Raw genomic sequence first — 13,180 nt, 5'->3', positions numbered from 1 at the left:
GTCTCCTTCACTGGGGGGTTCACGAGGAGGTGCCGGAGCCGGCCATCCGAAGGCGGGCTCCGAGGTCGCGGAGGGCGCCGTGGACGCCGAGGGGCCAGAACCGCAGGACGAGGATGAGGACGACGCCGAAGAACACCACCGGCAGGTTGTTCTCGACGTCGCGCCCCAGGTCCGCCGCCCGTGCGAGGTCGGTGGCCCACACGTCCAGGTAGACGATGGCGATCGAGGCCCACAGGGCGCCCCACAGACTGCCGATGCCGCCGAGCACCAGCGCGGCGAGCAGGGTCAGCGAGAGTACGAGGGTGAAGCTGCCGGGGGTGACGGTGCCGAGGACGTAGGCCTGGAGCCCTCCGGCCAGACCGCCCGCCGCGGAGGCGATCACGAAGGCGGCGACCTTCGTGGCGCCGACGGGGACGCCCGCCATGGCGGCGGCGGTCTCGTCGTCCCGGACCGCGCGCATACGGCGGCCGAGGCGCCCGGCGGAGATCGTGGCGAGCGCGGCCAGGCCGAGCACGACCGTGGTCCACACGACCAGGGCCCGCCACTCGCTGGTCGTCACCAGTCCGTCGAGGAACGGAGGAGCTCCGGCGGTGCGGATGTTGAGGCCGTTGCTGCCACCGAGGAGCTGGTGGTAGCGGTGGGCCAGTCCGGGCAGGCCCACGGCGAGGATGAGGGTCGCCCCGGCCAGGTACGGACCGTGCAGGCGCGCGGTGGCGGCGCCCACCGCGACACCCGCCACGACGGACACCGCGACGATGACACCGAGGTTGGCGGCCAGCGGCAGGGACGGCTGGTGCAGGACGAGCAGCGCCATCGTGTAGGCGCCGATCATCATGAACGCGCCGTGGCCGAGGGAGACCTGTCCGGAGCCGCCGACCAGGAGTTGGAGCCCGGCGACGGCGAGCATGGTGTACCCGACGGCCGCGACGCGCAGGGCGGTGAGGTCGCCGGTCACGAACAGCAGTCCGGCGACGGCGGCCAGGCCGAGGGCGGCCAGAAGCAGGTGGCGGACGGGCAGGGGCATGGCTGGCTAGACCTTTCGGGCGGTCGGTCGGGACAGGATGCCGTCGGGGCGCACGCTCAGGACGGCCACGACGATGACGAGGGCGGCGAGGGTCGCCAGTTCGGGACCCAGGAACCCGGACACGTACGACTTGCCGAGCCCGATGAGCAGACCGCCGATCACGGCGCCGAAGGGGTTGTCCAGACCGCCCACCACGGCCGCCGTGATCCCGAAGACGAACACCACGTCGAAGACGTTCGGTGAGAGGAAGGGCGGTCCGGCGAGCATGCCCGCCAACGCTCCGATCAGGGAGGCGATCCCCCACCCCGCCGTGAGCATGAGACCGACCCGCACCCCGTTGAGCCGGGCCGCCTCCGGGTGGAAGGCGGCGGCGCGCATCCGCAGCCCGAGGGGCGTGAACCGGTACAGGGCGAACAGGAGGAGCGCGGCCACCCCCACGGAGACCAGGGCGAACACGTCCGAGGGGGCGAAGCGGCCCACGTAGCTGAACGCGTAGCGGAGGCCGTGCTGTTCGTTGCCCCAGACCATGCCGACTCCGCCCTGGACCACCAGGAGGAGGCCGAGGGTGACGATGATGGCGTTGAGCTGGGAGGTGCGGGCGATGGGGCGGACGATGACGCGCTCCACGAAGGCGCCCACCAGCAGCCCCGCCGTCAGGGCGGCGGCGAAGCCGAGCCAGTAGGAGCCGGTGAGCTGGGTGACCGTGTACGCGGTGTAGACGGACAGCAGAGCGAGGGCGGGCTGGGCGAAGTTCACCAGCCGGGTGGCCTGGTAGATGATGACCAGGGAGAGCGCCAGTGCCGCGTAGGCCGCCCCGGAGGCCAGCCCGTTGAGGGTCAGGGTGACGAAGTAGTTCATGGGGTCTCCCTCAGAAGCCGAGGTAGGCGTGGCGCGTGCGGTCGTCGGCCAGGAGCTCGGCGGAGGGCCCCTCCGCCACGACGCTCCCCCGGTGGAGGACGTGGCCGTGGTCCGTGACGGACAGGGCCCCGGCGGCGTTCTGCTCCACGAGGACCACCGTGAGTCCCGCGCGGTCGCGCAGGTCGCGGAGCAGGTCGAGGATCCGCCGGGTGATCAGGGGCGCGAGGCCCAGCGAGGGTTCGTCGAGGAGCAGGACCCGGGGCCGGGCCATGAGGGCGCGGCCGATGGCGAGCATCTGGCGTTCCCCGCCGGAGAGGGTGGCGGCGGCCTTCGCGCGGCGCTCGGCCAGGGGAGGGAACAGGTCCATGACCTCGTCGAGGGTGGTTCGGTCCCGGCGGTCCGCGCGCCAGAGGGCACCCAGGCGCAGGTTCTCCTCCACGGTGAGTTCGACGACCACCCCGCCGCCCTCGGGGACGTGGGCGAGGCCCCGGGTGATGACCTGTTCCGTGGGGAGCCGGGTGATGTCCTCGCCCGCCAGCAGCACCCGTCCCGACGAGGCGCGGTGCAGGCCGGTGAGGGTGCGCAGGAGGGTGGTCTTGCCCGCTCCGTTGGCCCCGAGGACGGCGGACAGTCCGCGTTCGGGAACGGTGAGGCTGACGCGGTCCAGGGCCCGGACGGCGCCGTAGGAGGCGCTGAGGTCCTCGACGGTGAGCAGGGGCGGGAGGGTCATCGGCGGTCCCCGTTCCCGTCGTCGGGGCCGGTGGACGGGACGTCGGAGGTGCCCAGGTAGGCGCGGGTGACGGCGGGGTCGGCCTGGACCTCCTCGGGGGTCCCGGTCGAGATGACCCTGCCGAAGTCGAGGACCACGACGCGGTCGCAGACGTCCATGACCAGGTCCATGTGGTGTTCCACGAGGACCACCGCCATGTCCTTGCTGAGCTCCCGGATCCGCTCGCCCAGCTCGGCGGTCTCGTGACCGGAGAGCCCGCTGGCGGGTTCGTCCAGGAGGAGGAGTTCGGGTTCCCCGGCGCAGGCCCGTGCGAGGGCGACCTGCTTCTGCACGCCGTAGGGCAGGGTGCCGGGCAGCCGGTGGGCGTGCTCGCCGACACCGAAGCGCTCCAGGGCGGCGGTGGCGCGCTCCCTGAGCTCGCGTTCGTCGCGGTGGTGCCGCCCGAGGCCGCTGACGAGGGAGAACGCTCCGCCCCTGGCCAGGCGATCGGCGCCCACCATGACGTTCCCGAGAACGGTCATCATCGGGAACAGGTTGAGGCCCTGGAAGGTCCGGGCGATCCCGGCCCTGGCCAGGTGGTGGGTACGCCCGCCGGATCGCGGCGCCCCCTTCCACGAGACCACTCCCCTGGTGGGGCGCAGCACCCCCGAGAGGACGTTGAAAAGGGTGGTCTTGCCCGCTCCGTTGGGGCCGATGAGACCGACGACGGTGCCCGGGTCGACCCGGAGTCCGACGTCGTCCAGCGCGGTGAGCCCTCCGAAGCGCATGGTCACCCCGTCCGCTGTCAGGAGGTGTTCCGGTGCGGTCGTTGTCATGGCTGCCTCTCTCCGGCGACTCGCCGGATCTCATACCGACCAGTTGGTATCGAACGGTCGGCGCGACGGGGCGCCCGCACGCCCCGGGGCGCCGGACCCGGGACGTGTTCAGTTCAGGAGACGGGCCAGATCCACCCGGGACCTGATGTTGAGCCTGCGGAAGATGCCGCGCAGGTGGTGCTCCACGGTGCGCGGGCTGATGAACATGTGCGCGGCCACCTCACGGTTGGTGGCGCCCTCCGCCACCAACTGCGCGATCTGCTGCTGTTGCGCCGTCAGGTCGCCGGTGGCCGGGGACTCTGGGCCGCGTTCCGCGGTGCCGATGGCGCGCAGTTCCGCGCGGGTCTGCCGGACCCACAGCCGCGCGCCGAAGCGCTCGAAGGTCTCCAGGGCGTTGTACAGGTGCTCCCGGGCACGCCCGGGGAGGCGGGACCGCCGCAGGGACGCGCCGAAGAGCAGTTGGGTGCGCGCGTGCTCGACGTCGTCGTCACCGCAGGCCCGGTGCAGGTCGAGCGCGGTCTCGAAGTGGTCGGCCGCCTCCTCCCCGGTGGCGAGCAGGCCGTCCCCGCGTGCGGCCAGGGCCAGCGCGCTCGGGCTCTCCACGGCCTCGGCCCAGCCGCGGTATCCGGCCTGGGAGGCGCGCGCCCACCCGGTCTTGCCCGTGCGGACCGCGGCCTCCACGAAGTGGGGGGCGGTGAGCAGGCGCATGGTGGGGTGCCCGTGCCCGGGACCTGCGTGCACCAGGGAGCGCAGCCGGAAGAAGGCGTCGGCGGCGTTGCCCCGGGAGAGTTCGAGGACGGCCAGCGCCCAGGAGGCCAGCGCGGAGGGCAGCCCGAGGCTCCTCTCCCCGGCCTGCGCGGTCACCGCGCGCGCCCGGATGTGGCAGGTGTCGACGTCGCCCTGGATGGCGGCGATCATCGCCAGCGAGGCGAGGTGCTGGGCGGCCCAGATGGTCTGACCGGACTCGCGGGAGGCGCGCAGCCCGGTCAGGGCGGTCCCGGCGGCGGACGGGAAGCGCCCGCTCCAGAACTCGGAGAAGACGAGGAAGGCCAGCGCCGAGGGCACGAAGACGTGTTCCCCCCGGGACCGGGCCGACTCCCTCGCGCGGGAGGTGACGGTGCGGACGAAGGGGGCGTCCCCCAGGCGGAGGCCGCAGATCCCCGCCCACACCAGCTCCGAGGGGGCGCTCATGCCGTGGGAGAGCCGGATCGCCTCGCGCAGCAGCGGGGTGGAGTTCACGTAGTCGCCCCGGAACGAGACCGTGCACCCCTCCAGGAAGGCGGCGATCAGCCGCATCGAGGGCGGATCGTCGGGGCGGACCAGGGGGACGGCGAGTTCGGTGGCCCTGGCGTGGCGGACGGGGTCCCCCGCGTAGGAGGCGCTGTCGGCGGACCGGACCAGGGCGCGCAGGGCGAGGCCGCGGTCGTGCGGGACGAGGTCGCGCCCGGCGGCGTACAGCCGTTCGGCGGCGTCCACGGCGTTGGAGTCGCACGTCTCGAACTCGGCCTGGATGAGGGCGACCACGGCTCGGCGGCGGTCGGACACAGCCAGCGGGCGGGCCCGCCCGAGCAGGCGCGCGGCGCGTTCGGGCTCCCCTGCGAGGTGGGACTCGTGGGAGGCGGTGGCCAGGCGGCAGGCGCGTTCGTCGGGGTCGGGGGTGAGGTCGGCGGCGCGCTCGTTGGTGTGGGAGGCCGCGAGCGGCCCCGCCAGGCGTTTGGCCCGCCGTGCGGCGGCCGCGATCCGGTCCGCGAGGTCGGCGTCGGGGGCCTCGGCACCGCGGGCGGCGTGCCGGGCGAACTCGACCGGGGCGTGCTCGCGGTCGGTCACCCCGGCCAGGGCCCGGTGGGCCGCGCGCAGGCGACCGGCGGGGGTGGCCTGGACGACGGCCTCCCGCAGGAGCGGGTCGGGGAAGACCAGGGTGTCGCCGTCCACCCGCACCAGCCCGCGTTCCTCGGCGGGTTCGAGGGTGGCCACCGAGGGCGCGGGTTCCGGGTCTTCGGGTTCGCGCGCGGCGTCCAGGAGCAGGTGGACGCGGGGGTCGGCGGCCAGTGCGCCGAGCAGCAGGATCCGCCGGGCGTCGTCGGGCAGCTCTTCGTAGGGGGCGAGCCAGGCCGCGCGCGACCGTGCCGTGAGCGGGAGGGGGTCGGGCAGGGCGTGTTCGCCCCGGACCTGCTCCGGGGTGAGGGACGAGAGGAAGCCGAGGGCCGCCGCGGGGTTGCCGTGGGCGGCGCCGACCAGCCCGGCGCGGACCGTGGAGGACAGGTGGGCGGGGGCGCGGTCGGCGAGCAGGTCGTGCACCGCGCGGTCCTCCAGGGGGGAGAGGACCAGTTCGGGCACCCCCGGGACCGGACCGGGGGCGCTGGAGCGGTGCCCGTCCCGGGCAGCGAACACGGCGGCGATCCGGGTCCCGGTGAGACGCCGCGCGGCGAACGCCAGGGCGTCGAGCGAGGTGGCGTCCAGGAGTTCGGCGTCGTCCACGCACAGGAGGAGGGGGCGATCGGTGCTCGCCTCGGAGAGGAGTTCGAGGACGGCGGTGTAGAGCGGGTAACGGTCGTCGTCGGTGCCGCCGCCCCGGGTGAGGGCTTCGCGCAGGAGGTCGCGCTGGCGCGCCGGAAGCCGGTCGATCACCGGTCCCACGGGGCGCAGGAGGCGTTGGAGGCCGGAGCAGGGGAGGTCGGTCTCGGTGCGGACCCCGCCCACGTGGAGGACGGTGAAGTCACGCGCGGCGTCGCGGGTGCGGTCGAGCAGGAGGCTCCGGCCCTGGCCCGGACCACCCGTGAGGAGCAGGGACGCGCCCCGGCCGGACCTCGCGTCGCCCAGGGCGTCGGCGAGCGTCCTCCACTCAGCGTCCCGGCCCCGGAGGCGTACGCTCGGGGGCTCCGTGTACCGTTCCGTCACGTTGTTCACATTCGCACAGCGCCGCCCCGCTCCGGCAGGTGTGCGCGGACACACTGGTCGTTTCACCGATACCCGCCCCGTGCCCCGCGTGGCGTCCGCGTACGAGGGTTCTGCTGGTCCTCGGTGGGCTTCGCGGGGATGGCGTTGCGCAAGATGAACCGGTGGTTCAGACCGATCCGCGATGCCGAAAAAATGTTCCGGTTCCCTCATATGCCGCACAACCGGAACTCCGCCCGCGTCCGTCCAGGTAGTCCGGACGCGGCGCGTCGAGGCCGCCCCAATAGTGAAACAGACAAACAGCACAAACAACTCTCAGATAGCTTTTTGTCCACTTCGGGACACTGTCGCGGCCGTCCCCGTGCGGGATATCCAGTGCGGGACACACTGGATCGGACAGCCGGAGGACCGCATGGAGAACCGCTCCCTGACAGCGGAGGACCGACGCCCACCCGTCGGCACCGTGAACCGACCCCTGACGTTCGGTGTGGAGGAGGAGTTCTTCGTCGTCGACCCGCGCACGCGCCGCATCCTCTCCCGCGCCCCCGACGTCCTGGCCCACGCCCGATCGTTCGGGCCCCACCTGTGCGGCGAGTTCACCCGGGCCCAGGTGGAGGCCAACAGCCCCGTGTGCACCACCTCGGAGGAGGCCCGCGCGTTCCTGGAGACCGCGCGGGCGGAACTCCACCGGGCCGCCGACAGCGCGGGGCTGGCCGTGGCCGCGACCGGGACCCCCGTCCTCGGAGACCCGGCCGCGGCCACCATCAGCCATGGCCGCCGCTACTCCGCTATCGCCTCCCACTTCGGAGCCCTGCGCGCCTCCCACGTGGTGTGCGGCTGTCACGTGCACGTCGGCATCCCGGACCCGGCCACCGCCGTGGCCGTCAGCGACCACCTGCGCCGCTGGCTGCCCTTCCTGGTCGCGCTGGCCGCGAACTCGCCCTTCCAGTCGGGTCGGGACACCGGTCACGCCAGCTGGCGGACGGTCACCTGGAACCAGCTGCCGTCCGCCGGTCCGCCGCCGCTGATGCGCACCCTCAAGGAGCACGAGAGCGCCGTCCAGGGGCTGACCTCCACCGGGGCGATCCTGGACCGCCGCATGGTCTACTGGGACATCCGCCTCTCCGACCACCTGCCCACGCTGGAGATCCGGGTAGGCGACGTGGCCGCCACCGCCGAGGAGGCCCTGCTCCTCGCGACCCTCACCCGGGGCCTGGCCACGCGGGCCCTCACCGACGTGTGGCACGGGGTCCCCGCACCCGCCGTGAGCACGCACACCCTGCGCGCCGCCGTGTGGCGGGCCGCCCGGGAGGGGTTGGAGGGGGTGGTCCCCGACCCGCTGACCGGCGAGTCCCTGACCGCGAGCGCCGCCATGGAGCGGGTCCGCCGGGCCGCCCTGCCCGGCCTGGCCGTCTCCGGGGACACGGACCTGGTGTCGTCCCTGCTCGACCGGGTCCTGACCGTGGGGTCGGGCGCCCACCGCCAGCGGGTCGCCTACGCGCGCCGGGAGCGGATGACCGACGTGGTGGACCACGTCGTGGCGCAGACCCGCGAGGGCCTGGGGTCGGTGCCCCGCCCGAGGCTCCCCCGCGCCTGAGTACGCGGGGCCGCCGGGCCGTTCTCGGGCAGGGGTCGGCGGACGAGAGTGGAGCATCCCCCGAGATACCAGGGAAACACGTCCGTGCCGGTCACCGCCAGCGCGCTCCCCCCAGCCTGTGGACGACGGGCCGGCCTGCGGACGACGGGGGCGGGCCACCCCAAGCCACCCCGTGACCGGCCCCCCGGCGCGGAGCGGCCCGGCGCGGAGCGACCCGGCGCGGAGCGACCCGGCGCGGAGCGACCCGGCGCGGAGCGGCCCGACGCGGAGCGGCCCGGCGCGGAGCGGCCCGACGCGGAGCGGCCCGACGCGGAGCGGCCCGACGCGGCCGACCGAGAGTCGGGCTCCAAGGATGCTCGGACTCCCCGGCGGGAGGGGGCGCCCCCTCCCGCCGGTACGCTCAGGCCTCCAGAAGTTCCCGCAGGTCGTCGGCGGTGGGAGGATCAGCGCCCACCCGGGTGACCGTGTGGGCCGCGGCGGTGACGGCGAAGGTCAGCAGGTCGGCCAGGTCCGCCTCCGTCAGCCCGGTCAGGCGGCCCCGTGGCCGCTCACCCAGCCTCCCGTCCAGGTCGAGACGGTGGAGGAGGGCTCCCATGAAGGAGTCGCCCGCCCCGACCGTGTCCACCACCTCCACCCTCGGTGCGGGGACCGCGGCCAGCACACCGTGGGAGAGGGCGAAGGCCCCCTCCGCGCCCAGGGTGACCACGACCAGCGCCGGACCGAGGGCGGCCAGGGCGTGCGCGGCCCCCTCGGGGGTGTGCTCCGGGAAGAGGAAGGCCAGGTCCTCGTCGCTGGCCTTGACCACGTGGGCCTGGGCCGCGTGGCGCAGGGCCAGCGCACGGGCCTCGGCCGGGTCCCCGACCACGTCCGCGCGGATGTTGGGGTCGAGGGAGACCGTCACCTGTCCCCGGCCGTGCTCGCGCCGCAGCAGCGCCTCGATCCGGGTGGCCCCCGGTTCGCGGAACAGGGCGATGGAGGCGGCGTGCAGGGCCCGCACCCCGGGTTCCAGGGCTCCGGGGAGCTCACCGGGACGCCAACGCCAGTCGGCGGCGTCGTCCATGCGGAAGTCGTACCGGGCCGCCCCGTCCTGACCGAGGGTGGCCAGGGCCAGGGCGGACGGCTCCTCCGCCGCGACCAGACCGGCGGGGTCCAGCCCCCCGGCCAGAAGGCGTTCCCGGATGGCCGCGCCGAAACCGTCGGCGCCGATCCGGGCGAGCAGCCGGGTGGGCGTGCCCAGCCGGGCCGCGGCCAGCGCCGTGTTGGCCGGTCCGCCGCCGGGTGCGGCCCGCAACACGTCCGGGCCGTGCCGGGACGGCAGCAGGTCCATCACGTTCTCCCCGACCACCACCAGCCGGGGTGTTCCGGCGGCGGGGCCCGTGGTCTCCTCGGTCACCGGCTTCCTCCCGTACCGCGCAGGGCCGCCGCGATCGAGGTCGAGAACCCGACCTGCGGCAGCAGGGTGGCCTGGTAGGCGTGGTAGACGTCGGGCTTGCCCGACCACACCGCTCCCCCGGGGCGGTTCGCGGGGTCCAGCTCGTGCCGCCAGCTGCCGTGCTCGCGGTCCACGTGGAACCGGTCGGCGTAGTCCCACCACCGCTCGTACCGCTCGGTGTAGGCGGTGTCGCCGGTGCGCACGGCCAGCGCCCACGCGGCCATGGTGGCCTCGGCCACCACCCAGTGCATGCGCTGGCGCACGACCGGGCGGTCCTCCCAGTCCAGGGTGTAGGCGAACCCCTCCGCGCCGTCCACGCCCCAGCCTCGCCGGACGGCGTGGGCGAAGAGGTGTTCGGCGTCGGCGCGCAGCCACGCGGGGGCGGTCTCGCCCGCGCGCTCCAGGGCGAGTTCGAGGTGCAGGAGCAGGCGGGCCCACTCCAGGAGGTGGCCGGTGGTGCTGCCGAAGGGGCGGAAGGGGTGATCAGGGTGGTCGCGGTTGTAGTCCGGGAGCGGGCGCCAGTCCGGGGTGAAGTGCTCGGGCAGGCGCCAGTCGTGGGCGGCGGCCACTCCGTGGACCAGGCGCTCCGCCACGGCCAGGGCCCGGCGGGTCCAGTCGGTGTCGCCGGTGGCGTCGGCGGCGGCCAGGAGCGCCTCCACCCAGTGCATGGCGCTGTTGGCCCCCCGGTAGGGCTCGGTGACGGTCCAGTCGGCGTCCCAGCTCTCCCGGACGCAGTCCGCCTCCTCCTCCCAGAAGCGCGCGTCGAACACCCCCAGGGCCTCGTCCAGCAGTTCACGCGCGCCCGGGCGGGCGGCGAGGGCGGCGGAGGAGGCGGCCAGGACGACGAAGGAGAGGGGGTAGGCGGACTTGTCCGGGAGCGCTTGGGAGCGCTCCCGGGCTCGGGCGGGATCCCCGCCCTCCGGCACCGCGTCGAACCATCCGCCCAGTTCGGCGTCGCGCAACGGCCCGGAGAGCGCGGCCACCCCGTGGTCGGCCAGCTCCGCCGCGCGCGCGTCGCCGCGCAGGTGCGCCAGGGAGAACACGTGCGTCATCCGAGCGGTGATCCAGGTCTCGGTCGGACGGTCGGGCTCCACGCCGCCCTTGGCGTCCAGCCAGCCGAACCCGTCGGGGACGGCCGCACCGGCGGCGAAGTCGACCAACCGCCGTTCCTCCGCCGCCAACCACGAGGGGGAGCCCGGGGCAGGGTGTGTCGAAGTGGTCAAACCAGTGCCTCCTCAGGGAGTTGTTCCGCGCGTAACGCTATCCCGGGCCGTGCTTCCCGTGAAGGGTTCCGCTCGCCCCCCGGGCCCGGTCCGCGGCGCTGCACGTCCAGCGGATGTGCTCCGCGACGCTGAGGGGGTCGTCCGCCATCGGGATGTGTCCGACCCCCAGCAGCGACACCATGCGCGCGTTGGGCACCCGCTGGTGGGCGTGCTCCGCGCTGGAGGGCAGCAGGGTTCGGTCCCGGTCACCCCAGGCGATGGTGACCGGGCAGGAGATCGGCCGGGAGGTGAAGTCGTAGTCCGCGATCCTCGGCACCATACGCACGTACGGCGCTCCCGGGGTGAGCCCCTGGATACCGAACCGGGTCGCCTTGGCCTCCGGGGAGGAGGGGTCGCCGCGCAGCGCGATGCGTGCCGCGGCCCGCGCGGGCGGGGTGTCCGCGAGCCGTTCCTTGAGCGGCATGGGCAGGTGGGTGGCCAGGTTGGCCACCACACCGACCGTGCGCATGCCCCAGCGGGCGAGGCGGTCGGAGAACCCGGCCGGGGAGAACACCGTCACCGAGCCGGCCACCCCCTGGACCCCCAGTTCGAGGGCGATCGAACCGCCCAGCGAGTTGCCCGCCAGGTGGGGGCGCTCCAGCCCGTGTAGTTCGCAGAACTCCCGGATCACCCGCACCATGCTGTGCACGTCGTAGGGTTCGTCCCGCCCCGGCGCCGGGGACTCCCCGAACCCCGGCAGGTCCACGCTGACCACCTCGTAGTCGGCGGCCAACCGGGGCGCCACCGCCTCCCAGCTCTGCCGTCGGTCGCCGAGTCCGTGCAGCAGGACCACGGGGCGACCGCTCCCGTGCCGGTCGAAGGCGATGCGTCTGGGGTTCATCCCATGGGTCTACCCGAGGTACCCGTGACGACCACCGGGACGAACCAGGAAACTGGGCAGAAGCTGTGCCCGGGTCGGCTCACCGGCGGCGCGCGGACGCGGCGCGGCGGTGAGCAGCAGGCCCGACACCACGGCCACCAGACCCAGGACCGGCGCCAGGCCGAAGCCCAGACCGGCCACGGTCAGGACCAGCAGCCCGCCGCCGATCAGCGCGGCGGCGGCCAGCACACGGATCAGTCCGGGGTCACCGCGCAGGACCTTCGGCGGCTCCTCGAACCGCACCGCCCAGTGGGCCAGGGGCAGGATCATCGGCACCAGGACCGCCACGCCGAGCACGCCCCACAGCAGCCACAGCCCGGTCATCGGGTCGGGGGTGTTGATGCCCAGGCCGTACACGAGGACCCCGGCCACCACCGAGATCGGCAGCATGTGCCACAGGTACACCGTCATCAGCTGCGGGGAGACACGGTCCAGCATCCGCGCCGGACCGGGCCGGTCCGTCCACGCGGAGATCCGGTCCCGCAGGAGCATCGCGACGCCGACCTGCACGGCGCCCAGCGCCGCCAGCACCAGGGTCGGCGGGGAGACGTTCGAGGTCTCGGCGGCGAACACACCGGTCATGTTGAACGAGTACGGACCCACGTTGACCAGGACGACGACCGTGACGGCGCCGACGGCGGCCATCCATGCCGCGTGGGGGCGGCGGATCGCACCGCTCGCGTACCGGAACCCCAGCTGGTGGACGGCCAACCAGACGAAGGCCACGTTCAGGAAGCCGAAGGCCTCCACCCCGAAGCCGAACCGGCTCAGGTCCACGACCATGGCACCGGCGAGCAGCGCCGCCGGGACCCACCAGCCGAACCTGTCCTGGGCGGCCACCAGGATCGGGGTGGCCACCACCACCAGCACGTACACGGCCAGGAACCACAGCACCATGCCCGCCGCGCCCGCGCCGACCAGTACCGGCTGCTGCTGGGCTCCGCCCAGGACCGCCAGGTGCGAGGCGAGGATCCACACCACCGCGAGGGGCACCACGGGCCAGGCCAGCCGTCTGAGCCGCTTGGCCCACCAGACCGACGCGATCTCGCCCCGGCCCTGGGCCGAGCGCCAGCTGATCATGTTGGCCGCCCCGCCCACGAAGAAGATCAGCGGCATGACCTGGGAGACCCAGGTGAGCGCGAACCCGCCCGGGGTGCTCAGGACGCTGGTCGCCGCGAGGTCGCCCTCGGACTGCACGGTCAGCACCGGCAGCCACCAGTGCTGGAGGACCACCAGGGCCATGACGAACAGGCGCAGGGCGTCGAGGAAGCGATCACGTCCCCGTGGTCGGGGCACGGCCACCACCGGTGCTGCGGCGGAGGCCTGAGGCCGGTCCCCGCCCGCGTTCGCGGGTTCGGCGATCACGGTCATGGGTTGTCGCTCCTTGGTCTTTCCCGGGGTCCGGGGGCGGCCGGGCACGCGGAGGTGCCTGGTCGTGCTGACCGGGCTGTGCTGACCTGTGGGGGGTCCGACACGTCCCGATGCGGGGCCCTGATCACGGGCGCCCGCCGACACTGATGACGGCAGTGGTGACGCGTCGCTGGTAACGACCCTAGGTTCGGGTCGCCGGGCGCCGCGAGGGCGCTGGGTACCCTCTCTCCCCCACGGCCAGCCCACCCACGAGGGGTGGTGCCAGCACTACCGTCCCGTTGGGAACGCCGAGGGCGCGGGGGTTCGCGGACCGGAG

9 protein-coding genes and 1 pseudogene are annotated in these 13,180 nt (G+C 74.2%); 1 reads left to right on the top strand and 9 read right to left on the bottom strand.

Annotation, left to right across the window (positions count from 1 at the left end):
- Positions 1-19 precede the first annotated feature (19 nt).
- The 5 genes and pseudogenes from ACFW3L_RS03420 to ACFW3L_RS03400 form a co-directional block, all read right to left on the bottom strand.
- A pseudogene (locus tag ACFW3L_RS03420) lies at positions 20-1,027 on the bottom strand (branched-chain amino acid ABC transporter permease); the annotation flags it as partial.
- Between the two features lie 3 nt (positions 1,028-1,030).
- Positions 1,031-1,882, bottom strand: a complete 852-nt coding sequence (locus ACFW3L_RS03415; protein WP_378735860.1) for a branched-chain amino acid ABC transporter permease — start codon at positions 1,880-1,882, stop codon at positions 1,031-1,033.
- A gap of 10 nt (positions 1,883-1,892) precedes the next feature.
- Positions 1,893-2,612: an ABC transporter ATP-binding protein gene (locus tag ACFW3L_RS03410; protein WP_378735858.1), complete on the bottom strand. Its 720-nt coding sequence runs from the start codon at positions 2,610-2,612 to the stop codon at positions 1,893-1,895.
- Positions 2,609-3,427, bottom strand: a complete 819-nt coding sequence (locus tag ACFW3L_RS03405; RefSeq protein WP_378735856.1) for an ABC transporter ATP-binding protein — start codon at positions 3,425-3,427, stop codon at positions 2,609-2,611. Before ACFW3L_RS03405 ends, ACFW3L_RS03410 begins: the two co-directional genes overlap by 4 nt.
- 108 nt (positions 3,428-3,535) lie before the next feature.
- A complete protein-coding gene (locus tag ACFW3L_RS03400) occupies positions 3,536-6,334 on the bottom strand; it encodes a LuxR C-terminal-related transcriptional regulator (RefSeq protein WP_378735854.1) in 2,799 nt (932 codons plus the stop codon).
- 400 nt (positions 6,335-6,734) lie between these two features.
- Between ACFW3L_RS03400 and ACFW3L_RS03395 the strand changes: the two genes are divergently transcribed.
- Positions 6,735-7,919 carry a glutamate--cysteine ligase gene (locus tag ACFW3L_RS03395; protein WP_378735852.1) on the top strand — a complete coding sequence of 395 codons (1,185 nt, stop codon included), beginning with the start codon at positions 6,735-6,737 and terminating at the stop codon, positions 7,917-7,919.
- Between the two features lie 400 nt (positions 7,920-8,319).
- On the opposite strand, the gene ACFW3L_RS03390 is transcribed toward ACFW3L_RS03395, so the two are convergent.
- The 4 genes from ACFW3L_RS03390 to ACFW3L_RS03375 form a co-directional block, all read right to left on the bottom strand.
- Positions 8,320-9,246 (bottom strand): carbohydrate kinase, encoded by a 927-nt coding sequence (locus tag ACFW3L_RS03390; RefSeq protein WP_378736186.1) that lies wholly within the window; start codon positions 9,244-9,246, stop codon positions 8,320-8,322.
- A gap of 62 nt (positions 9,247-9,308) precedes the next feature.
- Positions 9,309-10,574: an AGE family epimerase/isomerase gene (locus tag ACFW3L_RS03385; RefSeq protein WP_378735850.1), complete on the bottom strand. Its 1,266-nt coding sequence runs from the start codon at positions 10,572-10,574 to the stop codon at positions 9,309-9,311.
- A 37-nt stretch (positions 10,575-10,611) separates the two neighbouring features.
- Entirely contained in the window at positions 10,612-11,454 is an 843-nt protein-coding gene (locus ACFW3L_RS03380; RefSeq protein ID WP_378735848.1) for an alpha/beta fold hydrolase, read from the bottom strand.
- Positions 11,455-11,463: 9 nt separating this feature from the next.
- A complete protein-coding gene (locus tag ACFW3L_RS03375) occupies positions 11,464-12,864 on the bottom strand; it encodes an acyltransferase (RefSeq protein WP_378735846.1) in 1,401 nt (466 codons plus the stop codon).
- Positions 12,865-13,180 lie beyond the last annotated feature (316 nt).

Source organism: Nocardiopsis sp. NPDC058789, assembly GCF_042745575.1.
Taxonomy (GTDB): domain Bacteria; phylum Actinomycetota; class Actinomycetes; order Streptosporangiales; family Streptosporangiaceae; genus Nocardiopsis; species Nocardiopsis eucommiae.
This window is presented reverse-complemented; position numbering and strand designations above follow the sequence as displayed.